The sequence below is a fragment of the Flavobacterium sp. NRK F7 genome, from assembly GCF_024054195.1.
Lineage (GTDB): Bacteria > Bacteroidota > Bacteroidia > Flavobacteriales > Flavobacteriaceae > Flavobacterium.
Window position 1 is genome coordinate 2,915,321 of sequence record NZ_JAMXLB010000001.1, and the last position, 26,649, is coordinate 2,941,969.

The 26,649-nt window shown below is 33.0% G+C and carries 14 protein-coding genes; 2 read left to right on the forward strand and 12 right to left on the reverse strand.

Annotated features, from left to right (window positions below; translation table 11 throughout):
* Window positions 1-49 precede the first annotated feature (49 nt).
* Window positions 50-1,630 (reverse strand): RagB/SusD family nutrient uptake outer membrane protein, encoded by a 1,581-nt coding sequence (locus NHF47_RS13225; RefSeq protein WP_252765373.1) that lies wholly within the window; start codon window positions 1,628-1,630, stop codon window positions 50-52.
* A gap of 10 nt (window positions 1,631-1,640) precedes the next feature.
* Entirely contained in the window at window positions 1,641-4,676 is a 3,036-nt protein-coding gene (locus tag NHF47_RS13230; protein ID WP_252765374.1) for a SusC/RagA family TonB-linked outer membrane protein, read from the reverse strand.
* 290 nt (window positions 4,677-4,966) lie between these two features.
* Between NHF47_RS13230 and NHF47_RS13235 the strand changes: the two genes are divergently transcribed.
* Entirely contained in the window at window positions 4,967-6,007 is a 1,041-nt protein-coding gene (locus tag NHF47_RS13235; protein WP_252765375.1) for a sensor histidine kinase, read from the forward strand.
* Entirely contained in the window at window positions 5,997-6,695 is a 699-nt protein-coding gene (locus NHF47_RS13240) for a LytTR family DNA-binding domain-containing protein (protein ID WP_252765376.1), read from the forward strand. The genes NHF47_RS13235 and NHF47_RS13240 overlap by 11 nt, the downstream gene beginning before the upstream one ends.
* Window positions 6,696-6,746: 51 nt before the next feature.
* Here the strand turns inward: NHF47_RS13240 and NHF47_RS13245 are convergent, their stop codons facing one another.
* From NHF47_RS13245 to NHF47_RS13290, 10 genes are all read right to left on the reverse strand, one after another.
* Window positions 6,747-8,438, reverse strand: coding sequence for a carbohydrate-binding protein (locus NHF47_RS13245; RefSeq protein ID WP_252765377.1), 1,692 nt, complete (start codon window positions 8,436-8,438; stop codon window positions 6,747-6,749).
* Between the two features lie 65 nt (window positions 8,439-8,503).
* The gene (locus tag NHF47_RS13250; RefSeq protein ID WP_252765378.1) at window positions 8,504-10,405 is read right to left on the reverse strand and encodes a glycosyl hydrolase family 18 protein; all 1,902 of its coding nucleotides are present in this window, start codon (window positions 10,403-10,405) and stop codon (window positions 8,504-8,506) included.
* A gap of 53 nt (window positions 10,406-10,458) precedes the next feature.
* Window positions 10,459-12,861 carry a carbohydrate-binding protein gene (locus tag NHF47_RS13255; RefSeq protein ID WP_252765379.1) on the reverse strand — a complete coding sequence of 801 codons (2,403 nt, stop codon included), beginning with the start codon at window positions 12,859-12,861 and terminating at the stop codon, window positions 10,459-10,461.
* A gap of 379 nt (window positions 12,862-13,240) precedes the next feature.
* Window positions 13,241-15,439 (reverse strand): beta-1,3-glucanase family protein, encoded by a 2,199-nt coding sequence (locus NHF47_RS13260; protein ID WP_252765380.1) that lies wholly within the window; start codon window positions 15,437-15,439, stop codon window positions 13,241-13,243.
* Between the two features lie 188 nt (window positions 15,440-15,627).
* Window positions 15,628-16,386: a family 16 glycosylhydrolase gene (locus NHF47_RS13265; RefSeq protein ID WP_252765381.1), complete on the reverse strand. Its 759-nt coding sequence runs from the start codon at window positions 16,384-16,386 to the stop codon at window positions 15,628-15,630.
* Window positions 16,387-16,392: 6 nt separating this feature from the next.
* Window positions 16,393-18,696, reverse strand: coding sequence for a beta-glucosidase BglX (gene bglX, locus NHF47_RS13270; RefSeq protein WP_252765382.1), 2,304 nt, complete (start codon window positions 18,694-18,696; stop codon window positions 16,393-16,395).
* A gap of 108 nt (window positions 18,697-18,804) precedes the next feature.
* Window positions 18,805-20,454: a glycoside hydrolase family 16 protein gene (locus NHF47_RS13275; protein WP_252765383.1), complete on the reverse strand. Its 1,650-nt coding sequence runs from the start codon at window positions 20,452-20,454 to the stop codon at window positions 18,805-18,807.
* An 11-nt stretch (window positions 20,455-20,465) separates the two neighbouring features.
* Entirely contained in the window at window positions 20,466-22,019 is a 1,554-nt protein-coding gene (locus NHF47_RS13280) for a hypothetical protein (protein WP_252765384.1), read from the reverse strand.
* 12 nt (window positions 22,020-22,031) lie between these two features.
* Window positions 22,032-23,507 carry a RagB/SusD family nutrient uptake outer membrane protein gene (locus tag NHF47_RS13285; protein ID WP_252765385.1) on the reverse strand — a complete coding sequence of 492 codons (1,476 nt, stop codon included), beginning with the start codon at window positions 23,505-23,507 and terminating at the stop codon, window positions 22,032-22,034.
* 10 nt (window positions 23,508-23,517) lie between these two features.
* Window positions 23,518-26,574: a TonB-dependent receptor gene (locus tag NHF47_RS13290; protein WP_252765386.1), complete on the reverse strand. Its 3,057-nt coding sequence runs from the start codon at window positions 26,572-26,574 to the stop codon at window positions 23,518-23,520.
* Between the last annotated feature and the right edge of the window lie 75 nt (window positions 26,575-26,649).

Here is a 26,649-nt window from a genome sequence, read left to right on the forward strand (position 1 = left end):
GCTTTTGTATTTTGGCTGTTAGTATCAGGATAGGAATTTAGGTTTATAATTAAAAATTAGGTCCTGTAGTATCCCACCAAAGTCTTGTTCCTCCATTATCTGGACCACCTAAATGCGCGACACCTGTTGCTACTCCACCTGCATTATTACTAATTTCTGACTGCGCGAAATTGATTCTTCTTGGGCCTAATTGAGAATCTATAGTTCCTCCACTATAATTTACTAAAGCCGGAAATAATTTGGGATAACCAGTTCTTCTATAATCGGTCCATGCTTCTTGTCCTTCAGGAAAACCAGCAATCCATTTTTGAGTAATAATTTTTTGTAATTTGATTTCATTTGTGGCTAAATCATCCCATGCTACCGTTACAGTATTAACTGCTAATGCATTATTTACAGGAAAATTAGGATCTACATAATCTTGAGCCGTTTTCACATTGTCTGCTATATAAGTAGCTGCTCCTGAAGCTCCATGTTGTTCAAATGATAAGGCAATTCCTTGTTCGTAAAAAGATTGTGCTGTTCCTCCCATTGCCCAACCTCTCAAGGCTCCTTCAGCTCTTAGAAAATAAGCTTCAGCTGTAGTCATTAAAACAATTTCATTAGAACGGACGATAGAACCTATTCCTGAAAAATCTTGATGATCCGCCTTAGCAACTAAGTCAATAGCAGTTCTAACACCTTTATATTCACCTGGAAATTCAGCAGATGTATCAAAATAAGTGGCAACTCTAGGATCTTCATAGCCTCCTAATATCGATTCCATATCAGCAGACATTCTAATATCCAACCAAGAACCGCTAATGGTAGCAATAGGATTCGTATAAACTGGAGAAACCACTTTAAAAATATCATCATTGGTTGTTAATACTCCAAATTCATGTGCAATGGCTTTTTCGGCTTCACTTTTAGCTAAAACAGGATTAATTTTCACAATATGCATGGCTAAACGTAGTCGCAATGTATTGGCAAATTTTACCCATTGCTTATAATCACCCCCATAACCAGATAAATCAGTAGCGGTAAAAGTAGATGGTTCACCCGCATTGTATCGTGCTGTTAATTCACCTACAGCAAAATCCAATTCTTCAAACATTTGATTATAGACTTCTTCTTGAGAATCATAAGCAATAGTCGTTTCCAAAGAACCAAAATCGGAATAAATTATGGGTCCAAAAATATCAGTCACACGATGCATTCCTTCTACTTTTAAAATTAGAGAAAGGGCATAAAACTGATCGTATTTATCTTTAGAATTATTGGCAATATAATACGCATTAAACATGACATTTCGATATGCATAATCCCAAATAAAACCATTCCATCCATTCACCAAAGAATAGGTGGTATTATTAATATTTCCAGCAAAAGGGGTTGGTGTAGCCATGTAACCCGACCAAATATCTGCATTTAAACCTTGTTGCAATTGGTATACCCAAACAGGATCTAGTACTTGAAGATTATTAAAAATGGGCCTAAAGGCACTTCTAATATGATTGAAATCTTGTTCTAATTGCTCTTGAGTAAATCCATTTGGATTGGTATTAATCTCTTCAAAGTTATTTGTACATCCTGCTATGGTTAGCATGGATACTAATAGTGTTTTTTTTGTTATATTATAAAGTTTCATTGTGTTTGTTTTAAAAAGTTACATTTAAATTGATCCCAATACTTCTCGTAGAAGGCAAACCATAAATATCTACACCTTGTAAGCCTTCGCCTGTACTTAAAGCAATATTAGGATCGAATGGTGCATCTTTGTAAATAAAAAACAGGTTTCTAGCAATTAATGAAACAGAAGCTTTATCAAAAAATGGGATTAATTTTGTTCCAATGGTATACCCAATAGAGATTTCTCTAACACTTACATTAGTAGCATCATATACATATTCTCCTGAAATTCCTGCTCTTCCTCCCACTTGTGTGTAGTAGGATTGAGCATCCATACTTGTTACGGGCACCCCATCACTTGCACGTACACCATTAATAGGAACTCCTCCTGCGTTTCTTGCATCTCCAGATGCCTTAGAAACTCCAAATGCATCATTTTGTGCTTGCGTTAAACTCATAACATCACCACCAAAACGACCGTCTAAAAGAATATTAGCGGTGAAGTTTCCAAATTTGAAAGAATTAGAAAAACCAAGCATAAAATCAGGATTTGCATTACCTACCTCTTCAAAATCAGTTCTTTGAAAAGTTCCATCGTCATTTAATAAGATTCTTCCTTGGTCGTCTCGTTTAAAATTAATTCCTTCGATAACTCCAAAAGGTCTTCCTTCAATTAGGGAATATCTATAACTATTTACTCCAGCTTCTGTTAAGTTCAATCGGTTTCCTAGTTCTGCTGGAATTCCATTTACTTGATTGGTGTTTTTAGAGAAGTTAATTGTTGTGTCCCAAGAAAATTTTTCTTTTCTAACAATACCACCTGTTATAATAGCTTCAATCCCTTTATTCTTGATATTACCTGCATTAAAACCATAATAGGTTAAACCTTGACTATTTCCTACAGGAGCAATGACTTGCAGATATTGATTTTTTGTTTCTGAATTATAATACGAAACTTCAAAACCTAGACGATTATTAAACAGTCTCCATTCTGTACCAATTTCAAATTCCGATTTTAACTCTGGTTTTAAAGAGGTTCCTGTTTTAGGACCTGCATTAGGGTTATTAGAATTAGGGTTTGCAGGAGTTTGATAATACGTTGGCGATGTAACGAAAGGATATACATCATTACCTACTTGAGCGAAAGTAGCTCTTACTTTACCAAAGTTAATAAAATCTGGCATTTCAGTCATTTCACTAATTATTCCAGTAACCCCAACAGAAGGATAGAAAAATCCAATTTTATCTGAATTTACTAAAGCGGATGACCAATCATTCCTACCTGCTACATCTAAAAACAACATTTCTTTATATCCTAAAGTAGCTACTGCAAATACAGATTGAACTTCTTTTCTAGAATCTATGGTTTGATAATTTCCATTATTATTTACAAAGTTGTGCAAGGTAAACCAGTTGGCATATTGTAATCCTGCACTAATTCCAGAATCTAAACCTGTTTTTTGATTGATCATGGTGTTGGTTACACTCGTACCAATATTTGCATTTAAACTAAATTCTTCATTAAATTTTGTATTTATAGTAGCAATTAAATCGGCATATCTTTGTGTGCTAACCGAATTTTCATTGATATATCTACCATTACTATGAGATAATGTTCCTTGTGTAGTAGCATATATCTTTTTATCAAATTCACTTGTAATTCTATTGTAACTGTATCTTGAAGCAATACTTAACCAATCGTTAATTTTATAGGATAAAGATAAGGCCCCGTTAAAAAAATGATTCTCATCCTCTGATTTATTTCGGTTAATTGCCCAATACGGGTTTTGCATAATATCTCTATTCGTCATCCAATTTTGAGCCATTAAGTTTCTGGTTGGGTCATACACTTCATAATTATTTTTATAATAATTAAAATCATTTCCTCTTGGCATTAAATATACTCCTGTAAGTGGGTTAAAATAAAAACCATTTACCGGTTTATTTATAATGGATTGTGACGTGTAATTTGCATTTGCAGAAAAAGTAAGTTTGTCTTTAAAAAATTTAGCGGTTTGACGAATTCCAAAATTATTTTTCTTTAAATGATTGCCTGGAATAATTCCAGAAGCATCAACATTGGCAAAAGAAAATGATGTAGCAGCATTTTCAGAAGCTAATGCATATCCTACTGAAGTAGTTTGAGTTACAGCTGTATCAAAAAAATCTTTTACATGATCTCTAGTCTTTTGAGCCGCTCCCCAACTCTCATCTGCTCCTGACGCTGCTATATAATCGGTTTGAAATTCTGGTAAATAAGCAGCCGTTTCAAAAGTAGTAACAGAACCAGCTGTAATACTAGCTTTTCCAATTTGTGGTCTTTTAGAAGATAATAAAATAACTCCATTTGCTCCTTGACTACCATACAATACTGATGCTGCAGCTCCTTTAAGTACCGTCATTCCATCGTAATCATCTGGGTTTATTAAAGAGACTACATCTCCACCATCTTTGTTACCACCAGCTAAACTTCCGAAAGTATCATTTGGCTGACCAGCCCCCACGTTTAACATTGGAATACCATCAATTACGTAAAGAGGTTGGTTATTATTCACTGAAGAATTTCCACGTATAACAACTTTAGTAGAACCTCCTGTTCCTCCTGCACTTTTAGTAACAGTTACCCCTGCAACTTTACCAGCAATAGTATTCACAATATTTACATCTCGTACTCTTGTTAATTCTTCTGCTTTAATTTCTTGAGCAGCATAGGTTAAAGATTTTCTAGTTTTCTTAATACCTAGAGAGGTTACAACAACTTCTTTTAATTTATTAGCATCCGATTCTTTTAATTGAATGTTTAAATTATTTTGTTCTCCAATAAGAATTTTTTGAGTTTCATAACCAATGTAAGAAACTAATAAAGTTTCCCCCACATTGACTTGAATTGTAAATTTTCCATCGAAATCCGAATCGGTTCCTCGAGAAGTACCTTGGATAAGAATATTGGCAGAGGGTAATGGTATGCCTTCCAGGTCGGTTACTGTACCATTGATGGTTTTTACTTGCGCAAAAGAATTTTGTACAGCAAAAACAATCATAAGGAGTAATACAATTTTTTTCATTAATCGATTTGTTTATTTGTTAGTTAATACTGTAAATTTATTCTTATAGTATTTCTTAAAAAAATATATTAAACAAACGACATTTTACGTTCAACAAACGACAAAAATTACTCAACAATACGCAAACGACTGATATATAAAGCTTTTTTTGTAATCTAAAACAAAAGTATACTCATTATTAAAAAAAATGATTTTTAGATTAAAAATTGAAATAAATATTAAAAAAAAGAGTGTTTTTTATAATATTTTAACTAAAATTGCGAATTATTCAAACAACAACTATTTAAAGCGTGAACAAAATTAATTTTGAAATAAAGCCAATTTATCATTTTTGGTTTTGGAGTGTCTATTTTATTTTAAACACTTTACGATGGGGCGCTTATTTTAATGATTATGAATATTCTTTTCAATCGAATTTAATCGAATTTACACTACATATTCCATTAGTATATTTTAACTTATTTGTATTAGTTCCAAAATTTGTTTTAAAACCACACTATTTAAAATTTGGGCTTGCACTTTTGGCCAGTTTATTTCTCATCTATTTATTAAAAACGGGACTAACATATTATCTAATTTCAGAAAATATTTGGCCTGAAGCCAATAGAGAATATAAACCCTTTGATGTGAATCATATCGTCGCAGTTTGTATTGGAGAGTTATACGTTTTGTCTATGGCTTCATCAGTCTATTTTACATTAACTTGGTTACGAGAAAGAGAAAGAAATAGAGCCTTAACAGAAAGCCAGTTTAAAATCAAATTGAAATATTTAAAAACACAAATTCAGCCTCATTTCTTTTTTAATACGTTGAATAATTTGTATGCTTTGTCCTTAGCTTCATCAGATAAAGTTCCTGTGGTTATTTTAAAACTTTCAAAATTAATGGAATATGTCCTTTATGATATTAAAGACACCAAATTTGTTCCCTTAATTAAAGAAATAGATTATATCGAAAATTATATAGAAATTGAAAAACTCCGTTTTGAAGAAGTCGATGTTACTATCAATATAGATTCGAATATAGAAAATGTAAAAGTACCACCTTTACTATTCATTTCTCTTATTGAAAATGCATTCAAACATGGTGGCATGAATAACAAACATTTAAAAATTACGATTAACTTCAAAACGGATAAAAATGAGAGGCTCCATTTTGAAATAATAAATAATTTTGTATCTTCACAAGTGCCCAATTTAAAGAAAGGAATTGGTTTACAAAACACTAAAAGTAGACTCAAATTGCTTTATAAAGACAATTTTATTTTTGAACAAAAAATAAAATTCAACTATTTTATTATTCTTTTACAAATACCTGTGTATGAAGATTAAATGTGTTTTAGTAGATGATGAACCACTTGCTGTAAAAGTTTTGCAAAATTATTTCGTTAATTTTCCAGAATTTGAAATTGTAGGGGTTTTTTATAACTCTCTAGAGGCGCTAGATTATATTAAAAACAATCCAGTTGATGTGGCATTTTTAGACATCAACATGCCTGTAATGAGTGGTTTTGATTTAATAAAATTGATTGATACTAGAGTAATCATCACGACTGCTTTTAGAGAATTTGCTGCAGAAAGTTATGATTTAGATGTAGTGGATTATTTAGTAAAACCAATACCATTATCGCGGTTTATTAAATCAATTGGTAAAATAACTGCAGAATTAGATGTTAAAAACGGAATCAAACAAGAAACATCTAAAACAGATCATCATATTTTTATAAAATCAGATAAAAAAATGATTAAAATTCTAATGGAAGAAATTCTTTTTATCGAAGGTATGAAAGAATATATTAAAGTAGTTACAGCCGATAAATCTTACATTACTCTAAAATCTTTGGCCTCTTTATCGGAAGAATTACCTATAGATAAATTCATTCGTATTCATAAATCATTTATCATAGCTATCGATAAAATAAAATCCATTGAAGGCAATCGAATTCAAATTTTAACGCATAAATTACCTATTGGAAGAAATTATGGAAAAGACGTTAAAAATAAAATCTTAAATACTTAAAATAAAAAAGCAGTGTCCTAATAACACTGCTTTTTACTTATCCGTTAAACCTTATTTTTTGATAAAACGTTTTTCTTCTTTATTTCCTTCATTTTCGACTACAAGACTATAAATACCTGGTTTCAAATGAGAAACATCTATTGTTTTCCCTTTTACTTTCACTTCAATTGCAGTTCCATCTTGAACATTGAAAATCGTAATTTTTGAAGTTGCAATTTCTGTAGTAAAGTGAAGCGTGTTTTCAACAGGATTAGGATAAATCACTAATGCTTTGATATTTTCATTTGAAATAATTGCATTTTTAGAAGTAATCGCACCAACTTTAGTAATTCGAATCCAATTTAAATTAACACCACTACTCTGAATGTAAATTCCAAAATTATAGGTTCCTGCATTTACATTTACTGTATGAGAAACCGTTTGCCAATTTTGCCAACCACCAGTATTAGGAACCGCTACATTTCCTAAAGGAATAGCACCTGCATTCAAATCGGCTGACAAAGCTGCGCCATTTACCGCACTAGCCACTCGATATTCAATTAAATAACTTCCCGAAGAATGAAATGTAATTCCATTATACGCCATCCAATCACCTGTATCGGCATAACCGACATTAAGGCCTCCACCAGTATCAGTAGTAGGCTCTGTTTGAACCCCATTCATAGCACTATAATTTTCCGCTTGAATTAATACCGAAGAACTATTAGTAGCTGGTCTTACACGTACAGAAGTAGCAACATCATTAAAATTATTATCAACCAAACAGGTATCATCTCCTCTAACAACAATTGAATTACCTGTAAAATTATCATTGGCATACAAAACCATTTCATAGCCACTTTGTACTTTTACAGATGAAATATCATTGTCTAAAACGCCTCTAGCTTGTAATTGACCTAAAGTATAATTTCCTTCTGGTAAAGAAACCGCATAACCACCGTAATTGCAGTGCTTGTAAACTGTTGCCACACCATTAGTTGGTGGGTTTACTCCTTTTTGGTACACTCTAACATAATCGATCAACATTCTTGCTGGAAAACCGTTATTATCGATGTTAAATCCTGGCCAGTTGCCACCAACTGCTAAATTGAGCAAAATAAAGAAGTTATTATGAAATTCACTTGTTCCATTAACACCACCAGCAATACTCACTTCATGATATTTTACACCATCTACAAACCATTTAATTAAGTTTTCGTCCCATTCAACAGTATATAAATGATAGGCCGTTATATTAGTATCAGTATAGCCCGAATAAGAAGCATGACCGTTTTCTTCCCAATGGATAGTTCCTACTACTTGTCCGCCACCATTCACATGCTCCATGATATCAATTTCTCCACAACTTGGCCAACCTACCGAGCTTATATTATCCCCTAACATCCAAAAAGCTGGCCAAATACCTTGAAAAGAAGGCATGGCAATTCGAGCTTCTATTTTACCATATTTCCAAGATTTTCTACCTTGAGTTTTCATTCTAGCAGAGGTATAGTTAGATCCTCCAAAAGATTCTCTCTTAGCCGTAATAACTAAATTACCGTTCTCAACTGTTGCATTTTGTTGTCGGTAGTATTGTAGCTCATTATTTCCCCAGCCTCCATTTCCAGTTTCGAAAACCCAGTCAGGACCTATTCCATTTGTAAATTCATCTTGCCAAACCAATTGCCAATTCTGAGCATACAGTATTGGAGTAGAAAAAACAAACAACAACATGTATAGAATATTTCTTTTATTATATTTCATATATTTTATTTTTAAGTAAAGAATACAACAAAGCCCTAGAATTATCTTCTAGGGCTTTGCTTATCTTATTTTTTTATAAATTTTTTGATAATTTTTGTTTCCGAAGTATCGAAAACAATAACATATATTCCTGATGCTAATTCAGATACATCTAAATAATTTTCAACAGTTTCAGTTGTAATTATTGGTAAACCAGAAAGTGTATACACAGTAACTTTTACATCCTTCATTGGAGAACTAAAATTCAAACCGTTTTCAACTGGGTTCGGATAAAAGTTGAAATCAATAGGAGTACTTTCTTTTTTATCTTCCTCTAAAGCAACAGTTCTAGCAGCGTTACTTACTTTCGTAATTCTAAACCAATTTAAATTGACACCACTACTTTGTATATAAATACCAAAATTATAGGTTCCTGCATTTACATTTACTGTATGTGAAACCGTTTGCCAATTTTGCCAGCCTCCTGTATTTGGAACTGGAACATTACCTAATTGAATTGACCCAGCATTCAAATCCGCTGAAAGCATAGCTCCATTTACAGCACTCGCAACGCGATACTCAATTAAATAAGCACCAGAAGTTGGAAAAGTAATACTATTATAAGCCATCCAATCACCGGTATCGGCATAACCCACATTCAAACCACCACCGGAATCAGTAGTGGGTTCTGTCTGAATTCCACTCATATTGGAGTAATTTTCTGCTTGAACAAAAACAGAAGACGAATTTGTAGCAGTACGAACGCGTATTGAAGTGGTAGCGTCATTAAAATTGTTATCTACTAAACAGGCATCGTTTGAAGTAATAGTTACTGCAGTACCAGTAAAATTATCATTTGCGTACAGTACAATTTCGTAACCACTTTGCGCTTTTACAGAAGAAACATCATTATCTAAAACGCCTCTAGCTTGCAATTGACTTAAGGTATAATTTCCAACTGGCAAAGAAACGGCATATCCATCATAATTACAATGTTTATAAACCGTTGCAACCCCGTTTTGAGGTTGGCCACCATTAATAACTTGATCAATAGCCGTTAATAACGATTTAGGACCAACAGCATCTTGAGCTAATTGCCAAATCATCACTCCACCAGCATTTTGAACGGCAAATGTAGTTTTTTGTTTAATGGTAGGAATACCATTATAATAAATTGTATTCGCTACTTGATCCACATTTTCTGCACCGGGATAGGTGTTTACAATATCAGCATATGAAATTCCTTGATTAGCAGAACTTCCAAAACCATAACCATAAAAAGGTACACCAATTATTGCTTTATTACTAGGTAATCCTCTACCTGTCCAATAATTAAACTGATCTACCGCCATACTATAGGGAGAATGTTGGCCTGGATTACTGGGATTCCATGGTCCAGTAGCATCATAAGCCATTATATTAATCCAATCAAAATAAGAAAAAGTATACGAAGGTACATTGGCTCCTCCATATCCTTGAGATAAAGCTGCCGTAATTTGTTTATTATTGGCGTGCATACTATTGGCTAATTCAATAATAAAATTGCCATAATCTCCATTAATTGCTGGGCCTTCTAAATCTACATCAATCCCATCAAAATTATGACTGATTACATAGTTGGTTAATTTTTGTACGAATGATGCTCTGTTACCTGCACTCATTTGGTTGAAAAAATTATCACGAATAGCGCCTCCTTCTGAAATAGCACCTCCTCCGATTGAAACAAATACTTTCACATTATTTGAATGCGCTCTTTGTATAAGTGTACTATTTGCACTTTGGAAAGAAAGATACCCATTTGCATCTGGATTTTCAAATGCGATATTAATATGGGTTAATTTACTGTATTGAATACTATTGGAAAAAGCATTTAAATCAATCCAATTGGGAACATATCCAATTACTTTTTTTTGTGCATAAGAAAAATTTAAAATCCCAAACACTAAGATGAAAGTCAACTTATAGGATAGCTGTTGTAATTTTATCATAATACCTGTATTTATAAAATAGGAACCTCACAAGAATGAGGCTCCCATTCTGTCTATTTTTTAATAAAACGTCTTTCTTCCATTTGACCATTGTGGTCTACTAAAACAGAATAAATACCCGGTTTAAGACTCGAAACATCTATACTTTTACCATCCCCTTTATTAACAGGAATAAAAGTACCTGTTTGTGCATCAACTATTGTAATTTTAGAATTTTGAACATCAGCAGTAAAGAACAATGTAGTTTCAACTGGATTAGGATAAATTACAAACATTTCTTTAGGCTCCTCAACTGATTCTGTTCTTGCAGCAGCATTACCTACTTTAGTAATTCTAAACCAATTTAAGTTTACACCACTATTTTGGATATAGATACCAAAATTATAGGTTCCTGCATTCACATTTACCGTTTGAGAAACCGTTTGCCAGTTTTGCCATCCACCAGTATTAGGCACATTTACATTTCCAAGAATAATACTTCCTGCATTTAGATCAGAAGAAAGTACAGCACCATTAACCGCACTAGCGACTCTGTATTCGATTAAATAAGAACCTGAAGTTGGAAAATTGATACTGTTATATGCCATCCAATCGCCTGTATCAGCATAACCTACATTTAATCCTCCACCTGCATCAGTAGTTGGCTCCGTTTGAATACCACTCATAGCAGAATAATTTTCAGCTTGAATTGTAACACTTGAAGAACTACTTGTTGCTCTAACACGTAAAGAAGAAGCTAAATCATTAAAACTATTATCCACTAAACAAGCATCATTGCTTCCAACAACAATAGAGGAGCCAGTGAAATTATCATCAACATATAGTACCATTTCATAGCCACTATTTACTTTTAAAGAAGAAATATCATCATTTACAACTCCTTTAGCTTGTAACTGACTTAATGTATAATTACCTGGTGCTAAGCTCACTGCATAACCACCATAATTACAATCTTTATAAACTGTTGCTACGCCATTATTTGGAGGAATTGTACCTGTAATAGTATAGCTCCCTATAGAGCCGTAAGCCGAATACCCTCCGTAACCAGTGTCACCAGCACCTGTACCATCAACACCTATATAATAAGTACCCGCTGCTAAATTTGCATTCAATGTAGCATTTAGAGCAAATGGATCAGAGTTCCAGTAGGTTCCAATTTGAGTTCCAGAAGCATTAAATAAGCGAATTATTAAATGCAAATTCCCGTTTCTACTTACTGTATTTGCATTAATTACTACATTTCCACCACCTGTTGTGAAACTAAAAAAATCATAATCTGCTTCACTAGAAATGATACCGCTTTTTTGATTGATATTTCCGTTTGAATTATAACTTAAAGCTGCTGCTCCAGAAATACCATTACTGTAATCATCACCTCTGTAACCTACACCAAATTTAGATCCTGCAATTGTAGCTACGTCGTCTTGTAAGTTATTAGCATAATTATATTGTCCTTTACTCCATTGTACAACAGGTCTGTAATAACCTGCGCCCATAATTGGCGCCCAAGAAGTACCATCAATACCTAGAAAATAACCTTCTTGAGGATTTGTGCGCCCATCATGCCCTAAATCGAAAGTATGCCCAATTTCATGAGACGAAGCATCACCGCCTGATTTACCTGAAGTAATAAACACCCAACATGGCACATCGTTATCCCAATTAAAAGAACCAATATATGCCACACCTCCAGCACCTGGAGCGGCTGTATTTGTAGGCGTAACAACCACACGCATTCTTCTATTTCTAGGATAAGAATTAAATACAGATTCGCTAGTAGTAACATTTAAATTAAAAGGTCGGTAATCTTCAGATACTACTTCCCAATGTTCTTGAACCGCAGCATCGCTCATTCCAGAAGGAGCTGCATTAATAGCATTCCCATTGTTCCATAAATTACCAGCTGGCATGTAATATCCATCAAAATCTAATAATACACAACCAGCAGCTCCTGGTAAACTTTGCAAGTTTAAAAGTGCTTGCGCAATTGGAGCTTCTTGAGGTGTGTCTACTCTTTCAGAATTCGTTAGTAATTCATTTTTAGGAACATTTTGATAATTGATACATATTAAGCTATTAATATCTACTTCTTTTACAAATGCATTTCCGTTTTCAGAATAATATTTATAAGCCTTTTCAGTAGCTTTAATAATAATATGACCTTCAAGCTCTTTTTTACTAATGTCTAAGTAAAAAGATCCTCCGTTACTTTTTATCTCTCCAATTAGATACTCACTCGAAGCACTGGATTTTTGGAAATTGATTTTTCCGTTAAGCGAAATATCATTCGCAATTTTTAAGAGTATGTCTTTTTCATTTCCTTTTGCTGTATTAGAAGCCAAATTCTTTTTAACAGTAGATAGAAAAGTTTCATTTTTTCCTAATGAAGTTTGTGATATAGCCCAATTACAAAATGTAACCAAAGCTATAAAGCTAAAGTAAATTCTTTTTTTCATGTTTGTTTGTTATTTGTTTATGTTAAGATTTTAGATAGTAATTCTAAGAGAAGCGTCTTTTTTTACACATAGTTATACATTTAAAAAAGTTAAAAAAAAATTTTTTATTGATACAAAAATTCAATTATCTATATAAATGTATTGTAACCATTTTTTTGAAAAAAATAAATTAAACGAACAGCATCTTATTTTCAACGAACAGCATATTTCAATCAACAAAATGCTTTTTCGCCATCACTATAAGCAACTCAAAAATATTTTTAAACTATTCATTTTCAAAAGAATATTTATTTTTTTAAAGATGAAATCACATAAATTAAAAACGCTGAAATAAAAAGCGCTCAAACCTTTTTTCATTTACGTTTGAGCGCTAACAACCTTATTTTTTTATAAATTTCTTTTCAGTTTTTACACCGTCTTTTTCAATAATAACCGCATAAATACCCGGTTGAAGATTTGAAACATCTAAACTATTTGCATCGGATTTAGGAACTTTTAAATAAATACCTCTTTGGAAGTCTGCCACCTGAATAGTTGCTTTATCTAAAGATGTACTAAAGTATAAAATATTTTCAGCTGGATTTGGATATAAGGTTACATCTTCTTTTTCATCTGAAGTAGTTGCTACTCTAAGAGCATTGCTAACTTTAGTAATTCTAATCCAATTTAAGTTAACACCTGAATTTTGGATGAAAATTCCAAAATTATAGGTTCCGGCGTTTACATTTACGGTTTGTGAAACAGTTTGCCAGTTCTGCCAACCTCCAGTATTTGGAATATTTACAGAGCCTAAAACAATGGAACCTGCATTTAAATCTGAAGAAATTTGTGCTCCGTTAACAGCACTTGCAACACGGTATTCAATCAAATAAGCACCATTAGTTGGGAAAGTAATATTGTTATAGGCCATCCAATCACCTGTATCAGCATAACCTACATTTAGACCTCCTCCTGTATCTGTAGTAGGTTCTGTTTGAACACCATTCATGGCTGAGTAATCTTCAGCTTGTATAAATACAGATGAAGCATTCGTAGCAGTTCGAACTCGTATTGAAGAAGTAACATCATTGAAGTTATTATCCACTAAACAAGTATCATCTGAACCAATAATAATAGAATTCCCAGAATAATTGTCATTAGCATATAATACTACTTCAAAACCACTTTGTACTTTTATTGAAGATACATCATTATCTAAAACTCCTCTGGCTTGTAATTGTGCTAATGTATAGTTTCCTACAGGTAAACCTACTGCATAACCGCCATAATTACAATGCTTATAAACCGTTGCAGTACTTGGTGCACCATTTCCAAAACCACCAAAAACAGCAACAGCTCTTGTAGGTTGTGTCGTATGTAAGGATGGTGAATGATCTGCAACATCATCATATGCAAAACCATACGAAAGATTATCAACACTTATTCCTGGTAAATGCCAAAATTTAGAATAATGATTCATAGGATTCGCTTGATAAAATGAAGCAATATTATGCCAGTTTTGTTGGCCAGGATTTGCACTGGTAACATCTACAACGTGTCTATTGATAGCTGCTGTTAATTGGGCTTGAATCACTAAGTCCAAATCTCCATCTACTAATCTTCTATCTAATACACCTTTTCCTTCTAAAGCTTCTTGAGTAGAAGGTCTATATTGTACTCTACCCGTTCTTCCTACGAAAGCTCCTGATTGTCCAACCATTTCTAATTGTTCACCAATAACTCTCCCTTTAAAGACACCTGCTTGACCTGCATAAAAAATTAAATCTTGGTTTTTATACTTGTTCCAAATTGCGTCAATATATGATTTCAGATAATTTGCATACGGTCCAGGAGTTGTACCGCCAGTTCCATCTGCAAAAGCAGGAGTTTTAGAAGGTGCCGTAATTTCTCCAGTAGTATTATTTAAACAACCTTGAAATTCTGTTGGAACATTAGCCCTAAAAGCAGCAACAATTTCATCATGTTTTTTTAATTCGCCCACTCTTTTGTAATATCCATTTGCGCCATACAATTCCAATCCCATTGGATATTTATAGGAATCTACACGTGTTGGGTTACCAAAAAAACCATACTGATTATTGGTTAATTCAATCATTTCATATAAAATTCCGTTATTGGGATCTGTTGGATTTAAAGGATTATGTCCTGCATAACCCGATGGTGCACCAGTAGATCCAAAGAAATAAAGATACATTTGCGATCCTTTGGAAATAAAAACTCTACAACCTGCAATTAAAGGTAAAGTGAACGTTTTGTTAGGGATATCACTTAACCTTGTAAAACAGTTTGCATACTTCCCATTGCCACCAGGACCAAGATTTCCACCAGGTGTAGGCCCTTGTACCGTATTATAAGAAGAATTCATTGGATACACCTGACTTGTTCTGGCATCAACCCAAACATGTGCGCCGGTATTGTAGTTAATCCCTACAATAGCTACATACAATTCGGAATCGTTAAATGTAGAGGTATTCTTGATTTCAAATGGTATAGGACCTTGACTATAACCCAAAGAAGTAATCAATAAGAGGAAAAGAAATTTCCAACTTACAGCATAAGTTTGTTTTGTTTTTTTCATGTTTTGTTTGTTAAATGTTAATAAATAGTTTGGTTTCACATAGCAATTTTATTTTATGAACTTTTCTATTTGAGGGCTTCTTATAAAGAAACGTATTACAATAAAGAGTAAATCGCTTTTTACTCTCAATTACAATTTTTAACAACACATTTTTAGTACTAAAAATGAGGAAACAAACAGGAACTTAGTTATTGATATACTTTAATATAATCGATACTAAATTCTTGAGGAAATACACTATTATCAATGTCGGGACCGCCAAAGTTTCCGCCAATTGCCATGTTAATTAAAAAATAAAAAGGCTGGTTGTAAGGCCAAGTATTTTCATTTTTAACTTCAGGTTTAAAAGTATATACCAAATGATTGTCTACATAAAATGCAATTTGATCTTTATTCCAATCAATTGCATACAAATGAAAGCCTTCTTCAATACCTTCAATTTTAGTTTTTTTCGTATTAATAGTATTTCCATGACTATCTTGTGTATGCAAAGAAGTAAAAACTTGTCCCGGTTCTTTTCCAATATATTCCAGAATGTCAATTTCACCCGATTTTGGCCAACCTACTTGAGAAATATTGGAACCTAACATCCAAAATGCTGGCCATAATCCTTTTCCTTGAGGCAATTTTGCACGAACTTCCATTTTACCATATTGAAATTCTTTTTTATCTTTTGTGGTGATTCTTGTAGAAGTATACTGCGTTCCATCATAAGCAGCAGTAATCGTTAGCATACCATCTTCAACTTTATGATTATTCTTCGTATAAATTTGAGATTCATTATTTCCCCAACCACAAATATTAGGGCATCCATTTCCTAATTCATAATTCCAAACAGTTGAATCTAAAGTTTTTCCATTAAAATTTTCTTCCCAAACTAATTTTCTATTATCTTTTTGAGCATAAGTCAAATTAAAAAGGAGTATTAGTAGCGTTATTTTTTTCATTATAAATTAGTTTAAAAATTGAAACGTATCTTCTAAAGTAGCGTCTGAACTACCTCCAATAAAGACTTTAAAATCTCCTGGTTCTGTTTCCCATTTTTTATTATTCGTATAGAAAGCCAACATTTTTTCATCAATTACGAATGAAATTACTTTGGATTCATTAGCATTTAATTCAACCATTTGAAATCCTTTCAACTCTTTAACGGGTCTTGTTGAACTCGCTACCAAATCTCGAATATACATTTGTACGACTTCTTTCCCTTTAACTTTACTATTGTTTTTTAAGGTTACTGAAGCAATAATTTTCTCAGAACTATTTAAGTTCTTTTTACTTAAAGTAAGATTTGAATATTCAAACTTAGAGTAGCTTAATCCATGACCAAAGGCAAAAAGGGGTGTATTTTTTTCATCTATATAATGAGACCAAAAAACACTTTCTGGTTCATTCATGATAGGTCTACCTGTGTTTTTATAATTATAATACAAAGGAACTTGTCCTACACTTCTAGGAAAAGTCATAGGCAATTTACCACTAGGATTGTAATCGCCATACAATACTTGCGCTATAGCATGACCCGATTGCGTTCCTAAATGCCATGCTTCTACTATGGCAGGAATATTTTCTTTTGCCCAAGGAATAACCAAGGGACGCCCGTTATTTAATACTAAAACAATGTTTTTATTTACTTTATAAACAGCTTCTAGTAAATCTTGTTGTAGACCTGGTAAACCTAAATCGGATCTACTTCTTCCTTCCCCAGATTGCAGACCATGTTCTCCTAAAACCATGACCACTACATCTGCATTTTTAGCAATAGCTATTGCTTTGGAAAATTCAGAATTATCTGAAGTATTAATTTTCGTTTCCCACATAAATTCAGTTCTACCTGTAGCTACATTAGTCCCTTTTGCAAAAGACAATTGATTGCCAACATATGCTTCCATACCTTCTAAAACTGAAACAGCTGTTTCGTCGTCAGCACCAATTCTCCAACTTCCTAACGGACTTGTCTTATCGTTAGCCAAAGCGCCAATTAATGCAATTTTTTTACCCGTCTTAGATAAGGGTAATAAATCATTTTCGTTTTTCAACAAAACAATCGATTTTTTGGCCACTTCTAAAACGCCATCATGAAATTCTTTTTTACCTACTGTTGCTCTTTCATAAGCTTCATCACAGTATTTGTAGGGATTTTCAAACAATCCCAATTCAAATTTTGTTCTTAGAATTCTTCTAGCTGCATCTTCCACATCAGCTTCTTTAACTTTACCTTCCTCGATTAATTTTTTTAGATAAGTGACGTATGCATAGGATTCCATATCCATATCAGAACCAGCATTAACAGCTATTTCTGCAGCATGTTTGCTGTCTTTAGCATAACCATGAGCAATCATTTCGTTAATAGAACCCCAATCGGAAACTACAAAACCATTAAAATTCCAATTTTCTTTTAGAATTTCTCTTTGCAACATTTTATTTCCTGTAGCAGGAACTCCATTTAAATCGTTAAACGAATTCATAAATGTGCGTACCCCAGCATCAACTGAAGCTTTAAAAGGTGGCAAAATAATATTTTGAAGTGTTTGTTCACCAACATCTACCGTGTTATAATCTCTACCTGCTTCAGCAAAACCATAACCTGCAAAGTGTTTAGCACAAGCAAGAATTGTTTTTTTAGAAGATAAATCCTCACCTTGAAAACCTTTAATTCTAGCTTCAGCAATTTTACTTCCCAAATAAGGGTCTTCTCCAGCTCCTTCCATAACTCTTCCCCATCTGGCATCTCTTGAAATATCAACCATAGGGGCAAAAGTCCAATTAATACCTACTGCTGCTGCTTCTTCAGCAGCAATTGCAGCCGATTTTTGAATTGCTTCTAAATCCCAGCTTGCTGCTTCAGCTAAAGGAATAGGACTGATAGTTTTATAACCATGAATAACATCAAACCCAAATAATAGTGGAATTCCTAATCTAGTTTCTTCAACTGCAATCTTTTGTAAGGTATACACTTCTTTAGCTCCTTTTACATTAAGCATGGAACCTACTAGTCCTTTTTTTAAATCTTCATATTTTTTAGCTGCTTGCCCTTCTTTTGGAGCTGGGCCCGTAATTTCCCAAAAACCATTGTATTGATTCATTTGACCAATTTTCTCATCCAAAGTCATTAGCTTTAAAATGGAATCTACTTTTTGTTCAATCAAATCATTTTTTTCAGATGTCCCCACTTGTTTTGTTTGGTTTTTGTTACATCCAATAAAAAATAAAAAGGATAAGGATAAAATACTATGTGTAATAGGTTTGATTTTCATTAGAGATAGGTAATAATATTCCAAGCCTTAAGAAAGCTAGCAATTTATAAACTAGACTTCCTTAAGATTGAAATGATAAAAAATATTTTATAAAAAAATGAAAAAGTATTATTGATAAACTCTTACATAATCTACTTCCATTGAAGATTGTGTAAAACCTGGATCAATTGCTCCACCAAAAGTTCCTCCCATTGCAACATTTAGAATTAAGAAGAAATCATGGTTGAATGGAACTGCGTTTGAATTAGGTACAGAGTGAAACAATACATCATCTACAAATATTTGAATAGAAGTTGGACTCCAAATTGTTTTATAAACATGAAAATCAGTACTTGCCCCAGTTATCGTTGTTGTATTTCCATTTCCATTTCCTCCAGAATTACCTGGATAATGTAAGGTTCCATGAATAACATTGGGTACATTCCCTTTGTGTTCCATAATATCAATTTCGCCACATGCCGGCCAAGTGAATCCTGCTTGATCATAATTAGCTCCTAACATCCAAATAGCAGGCCAAGTACCTCCACCAACTGGTAATTTTGCTCGAACTTCTACTTTACCATAAGTAAATTCAAATTTATTTTCAGATTTTAATCTTGCTGAAGTATAATTCCCACCAGAATTGATTGCTGTAATCACTAAATTTCCGTTAGAAACTACTGAGTTTGTAGCACTATTGGTATAGTTTTGTGCTTCTTGATTTCCCCATCCACCAGCACCTAAATCATAGCCCCATTTTGTAGCATCTGGTGCTCCATCTATATTAAATTCATCAGACCAAACTAAATTAGTATAATCTGTAGTTGGATTTTGAACTGGTCTTGTAGTTGTAAAAGTATGATACCACGCTAATCCTGGGTCATTCCCCATAATAGCTCTAACTACCATTCTATTGCGTGTTAAAGATAAAATTTCATAAGTACTTTGGCCAATATAATACCCCATAAAGCCATTATCAGAAAAGTTCATTAAAGTACCTCTAGTTTGAGTTGCCGCATTTGCATTCATTGTAACTACAGATGTAGAAGGGCTTAAGGTTACGTTTTTAAGGCCCGAAACATCATAATCGTAACACATATCCGTTCCTGCACTTCCTCCAACAACACCTTCGAAAGCTGTGTTAAAAAATGTTTTACCACCATTATCCAATACAAATTTTAATTGTCCGTTTTCAACAGAAAAAGTTAAGACATTATCATACAAACAGCTACTGTCTGGACTCGCTGCTTTTTCCCAAGGAGCAGCTTGATACCAAAAACCAAAATAGTTTTGTGTTTCATCAGTACTATTAGGACCTACTCCTAGATGACCAGGTTCCGATGCGGACCAATACCATTCTTTGCTTGTTCCATCAGTTAAAAAATCAACTGCTTCTAAATCTGAAAAATCGCTAAAAACAGTAAGCATCAAAGTTGTTGTAGTACTTACTCCTCCTTTACCAAATGCTATAACAGTTACTGTATATTCGATAATCCCATTTGTATTAAATGCATAGGCAAATTCTCCAGAAGGCACGTTTTTAGTATTTCCATCGCTAAAAGCATATTTGTAAGAAATAGCATTATCTGCATGCGCTTTAAAATTGACAACTCCTGTTCCATCTCCATATGGATTATTAGCATCTTGTCCTTGAATAACAGCTTCAACAACTAAGTTGGTAGGAGCATCTAAATCTCCAATGTTTTTATCTTCTTCTTGGCAACTCACTAAAAATGTAAGCCCTAATAACAATAAGATATATTTTTTTATATTTTTCATTTTCTAGTATTTTAATTGGATAATTGTATATCATCAAAATAATATGATGCTCCAGTTCCTGTATTTCCAAAATCAAAGAATACAACCACTCTTTGATAATTATTTGCATTATTTATTCCAGTAAAGTCATAAGTAAGCTCTTCCCAAGCATTTGATTGAGTAGTAGTAGCGTCTAGTTCTGTATTTATTGTACCACCGTTTACTAAGTTCTCTAATTTCAGTTTCACAACAATACCAGCTTGCGGAGACCATACTTTCATTTTAATTTTTTGCATCGTAGCAAAATTGATTGGACTACCTAATTCAATAAAAGAACCAGCCCAAACTTCTGCTCCATTTGCTTTTACTAATTTACCAACAGTAGCAGAAGTATTTATTCCTGACATATCAGGATTGTTTACCACCGTAGTACTAGCTCCTCCAAAATTATCAAATGAATACGTTAAAACTGTTGATTCAAAATCTAAAGGTAATTGTACTGATGGTGCACCTGAAGTTAATTCGATATCATCAAAATAATAATTTGCCCCAGTTCCAGCATTTCCAAAATCATAGAATACAACAATTCTTTGATAGTTATTTCCATTATTAACACCACTAAAATCAAATGTTAACTCTTCCCATCCGTTAGCCAATGTATTAGTTGCATCCACTTCAACATTAATGTTAGAGTCTAATAAATTTTCTAATTTCATCTTCACCACGATTCCAGCTTGAGGAGCCCAAGATTTCATTTTAATTTTTTGCATGGTTGAAAAATCGATAGGCTCACCTAATTCAATTAAAGAACCAGCCCAAACTTCCGATCCATTGTTTTTAGTTAAACGAGCTACATTTGCACTACCATTATTAGCGTCTATATTAGGATTAGCTACTTTTACAGTATTAGCACCACCAAAACTAACAAAGTCATAATTTAAAGTTGCAGATTCAAAATCAATTGGTAATAAAACAGGATTGGTAATAGTTACATCTTCTGTATATTCAGTAGTAGCAGTACCACCACTTAGAGCAACTACACGTACTGTATAAGTACCCACAGTTGCATAGTTAAATGTTACTGTTTCTCCTTGCATAAAAACTACAGGAGCTTGATTTGGATCTTCTCCAAAATAAACTTCAAAAAAAGTTTCATAATCTGCTGTTGCAGAAACTGTAATTCCTAAATTGTTACCTGGTATGGAGTTAATTGCTACTTCTAAATTTTCAGGTGCCACAAAAGAAACTGTTAAATCTTGAGTAGCTTCTGAAGACTTACCATCTAATGTAGTACCAACAATTCTAACTTGGTAATTCCCTTCGGCATAAGTATGTTGTGCTGCACTACCTGGATTTACTAAAGCAGGTGTAGTAGTTGCATCACCAAAATAAATTTCATATTGGGTTACACCTTCACCATTAGGAATTATAGTCACAAGCCCTGAATTGTCTTGTTTTATGGTCATTACTGCACTTATATTTTTAGGAGTACTAATGCTATCTAAGTTCACAGTATCGTCATCATTGGAGCATCCCATAAAAAGGGAGAAAACCAATAGACCTATTACTATTTTAATTTTATTCATAATACGTATATTTTAATAGTTTGGATTTTGTTGCCAATTACCGTTAGAAAACTGAATTTCTTCAAAAGGAACTGGGAAAACTTCATTTTTATTAGCCGTAAATCCTGGAATGGTTCCTACAGCTCTATTTGTTCTAACTAAATCAAAGAAACGGTGTCCTTCACCCACTAATTCTAATCTTCTTTCGTCTAAAATAAAATCGGTTAAAGAAGCACCTGATGCAGAAATATCATGATTGGTATCTCCAAAAGCTCTTCTTCTAACCATGTTTAAATACAATCTTGCTTTAGCATCGTCAATTCCGCCTCTGTTAAATGCTTCAGCAGCCATTAATAATACATCTGCATAACGAATTGCTCTATAATTATTTGGGTTGGTTAAGTTTTGGTCACCCACATTAGAATCTCCTTGACGAGGTAGGTATTTTCGGTTGAAAAATCCAGTGTGCTTGTATCCTTCACCATATGTAGCTCCCGTATTAGCTGCCCATTCAACAATATTTAAAATTGCTACGTCTCTTCTGTTATCACCTACTTCAAAAGCATCATAAGCCTCTTGAGTTGGCACATTAAAGCTATATCCTGAATCAAATAAAGGTCCACTATAATTTCTAATACCATTAAAACCTACAGCAACATTTCCTTCACTACATTGTAAACAACCAAATCCTGCACCTTGACCGTCAAAATACTGCACTTCAAAAACAGATTCTGGTCCATTTTCTGCATTATTTTCGAAAAGCGTAGAATAATCCGCAACAAGAGAATAGTTCCCGTCTAAAATAACTTGTTCTAAAATAGTAGATGCATTTACAAATTTGTTTTGGTATAAATATACTTTTCCTAATAAAGCTTGTGCGGCACCTTTAGTAGCTCTACCTTGTTGAGCCGCAGTTGGGCTTAAGTTATCGATAGCATATAATAAGTCACTTTCGATATTTGCATACACTTCAGATACCGGAGAACGAGGAAGTGTTTCTACATCACTTACGCTAAATCTTTGATCCTCTTTAATAGGAATTGGACCAAACCATTTCACTAATTCAAAGTTATAGTACGCTTTTAAAAATCGCGCTTCCGCTATAATTTGCTCTTTCCCATCAAAATCAGTTTTATCTTTAAATTCTAAGATATAACTGGTTCTGTAAACCCCTGCAAACATCCAGTTCCAAATATCTTTTAAATTCGAATTTACTGGAGTGTGAATCATTTCATCTATTTGTTGAAAACCAATTACATCCGTTGCACTTTCTCCTCCCGAAAGCGTATTATCAGAAGCAATTTCTCCTAATAAGACATTTACATACGTAGATTGTAATATATCATATGCACCTATTAATGCCTTTTCATAATCATCTTTTGAATTGAAATAATTTTCTGAATCAATTGAATAAGGTGGTGCTTCATTTACAAATTCATCTGAACATGCTGAAATTAATGACACCAGTATTGTCATAATAATTCCAATTTTTACTGTATATTTTTTCATAGTCATTTTTTTAAAAAGTAACATTTAATCCTAACATATAAGTTCTTGGAGTAGGATAAAAACCATAATCAATTCCTCCAGCAATTGGATCACCGCTATTAGCTGCAGGATCATACCCTCTATATTTTGTAAATGTATATACGTTATTTACAGAAGCATATAATCTTACTTTAGATAATTTTGCATGCTCAATAAAACTAGATGGTAACGAATATCCTAGTTGAATATTTTGAATTCTTAAGAAAGAAGCATCTTCAACAAAATAATCTGAAAAAACATTGTTTGCAGAAGCTCCAGCAGTTACTCTTGGCACTTCATTAGAAGTTCCTTCACCTGTCCATCTTCCTAAAACATAATTCAATTTATTCAATTTATTTTCAGCTCTTTCATAATTACGAATCATGTCATTTCCAACTGATGCATAAGAATAACCCACAAAATCAAAATTTTTGTAGCTTAAATTTAAATTAAAGCCTAAAGTATAATCGGCAACTGGTTTACCAATAAAGGTTCTATCTTCTAAATTGATTATGCCATCACCATTAATATCTTTATAGCGAATATCACCTGGAACCGCTTCAGCACCTAATGCTAACTGTGATGGATGTGCATCAACTTCTGCTTGGTTTTGGAAAATACCATCGGTTTGATAGCCATAAAAGGCACCTATAGTTTGTCCCACTTGCATTCTCGTTGGTGCTGGTTGACCTACACCAAAAGCGCCACTTTGAAGAAATCCAGATCCATTATTCACTTCTGTAACTTTATTGTTAATTGTAGTAATATTAAAGCCAACAGCATAATTAAAATCTTTAATATTGTCTTTGTAGTTCAATGCTAGTTCGAATCCTTTATTTTCAACAGTTCCAGCATTTATAGTTGGATTTCCGGAGCCTGGTGCAGCTCCACCACCAATACCTGAAACGGGAGTATTTGGAATTAATAAATCCTTTCTAACGTTATTATAATAATCCGCAGTTATTTCTAATTTGTTGTTAAACATTTTAGCATCTAATCCAATGTCTAATTTAGTATCTGTTTCCCATTTAACATTTGGATTTGTAATCCCTCCTACAGCAACTCCTGTAACTAAATTTCCATTAAATACGTATTCAGCTTCTCCATTTAATAAGGAACGAAATGCATCATTACCAATTGCATCATTTCCTAATGTTCCATAACTACCTCTTAGTTTTAAGAAGTTCAATTTTCCATCTTTATTAAAGAAGTCTTCTTCTGAAATAATCCATCCTCCCAAAATTGATTTAAAATAAGCTACGCTATTTTCAGGACCAAACTTAGAAGATTGATCTCTTCTAAAAATAAAGGATAAAAGATATTTTTCTTTGAAATTATAATCTAAAGTGGCAAATAAGGAAGGTCTTTTATACGGTGTAGCTTTGTATGAGCCATTCGTTTTTATTGGTCCGCCACTTGGTGTACCATTCGCTAACGCAATATCAGCATATTCCCAAGAATTGTTTGGTACATCATAACCTGTTGCAAATAATCCTTCTCCGTTCTCTTGATATAGAGTACCACCTAAAGTCAATTTAAAAGTATGATCTGTAAAAAGTGTTTTTTTGTACTCACCAAATAAATCAAAAGTCGAATTATTAAACTTAATTGTATTTTGAGAAACAGTACTTTGGTCCACATTATTAAAAACTTTACTCGGCCCGTAGAAAACTAGCATGTTAAAACTTTTCCCTACACTATTTGCTCTTTGAAAGCCATAACGAGAAGTTATTTTTAAATCATTAAATACTTTATATTCTAAACTCACAGATCCATTTAAGCGCTCTTGATTATAGCTGTTGTATGTATTTTGAATTTGTGCCAATGGATTAATTACTTCTAAACCATAACCCGCAGTTGATGGCAATAAAGTATAATCACCATTTGTATCATAAACTGAAAATACAGATGGCATATTAATTGCATTAAATAAAACAGAACCTAAACCGTTTTCATTTAAGCTTTGTCTATTAAAATCGGTATAGATTAAGTTGGTTTCTAATTTTAGATTATCATATAAATCTACCCCAACAAACACTCTTGCCGTACCTCTATCAAATCCTGATTTATTTAAACCAACAATCCCTTCTTGGTTAATTTTAGAAGCACTAAAAGCATAGGCAATTTTATCAGAACCACCTGAAATAGAAATATCATTATTGGTAATTGGAGCTCTTTCAAACACTTCATCTTGCCAATTAGTACCTACGCCTAATCCACTAACATTAGGATAAGGTAATGTTAAGCCTGCATTTGCATAACTTTCATTTAAAAGCAACGCATATTCAGTAGCATTTAAAACATTCAATTTTTTAGTTGTTTCTTGAAATCCAGTATAGGAATTGATAGAAATTTTTGTTTTAGAATTCTTTTTACCTTTTTTAGTGGTAATCAAGATAACACCATTTGCTCCTTTTGCACCATAAACTGAAGCTTGAGCATCTTTAAGTACAGTATAAGATTCAATATCGGATGGATTAAGTAATTCCATATCTCCTTGATATCCATCTATAAGTACTAATGGTCCATTATCTCCATTTGAAGAAATACCTCTAATTCGGATATTCAAACCAGCACCGGGTGCTCCAGAAGCTGCAGAAACATAAACACCAGCAACAGTTCCTTGTAGCGCCTGTTCTGCTTTTATAGGTCTTAAATCTTCAATTACTTTAGTATCAACTACTGCTACAGAACCTGTTACATCTTTCTTTGCTTTAGTTCCATAACCAATAACAACAACTTCTTCTAAAGCTTTTAAATCTTGGACCATGTTTATTTTAATGATTTCAGATTTCGTTACTTTGTATTCGTAATTATTGTATCCCACATAACTAAAAATTAAAGTAACACCCACTGGTACATTAGAAAGAGTAAAATTCCCATCAAAATCAGTGGAAGTTCCAATCTTATAATCTTTAGCAAAGATGTTAACACTAGGTATTGGTTCCCCAGTACCTAAATCAAGTACACTTCCAGAAACATCTACGTTTTGTGCAAAACCCATAGCTGTTAATAATAGAAATGCAATTAGTAAAAAATTTGATCTCATAATATGTTTCGGTTTATAAAGTTAAAATTAAACCATTGATTTAATAATAAATTAAAAATAACCTCAACAAAAAAT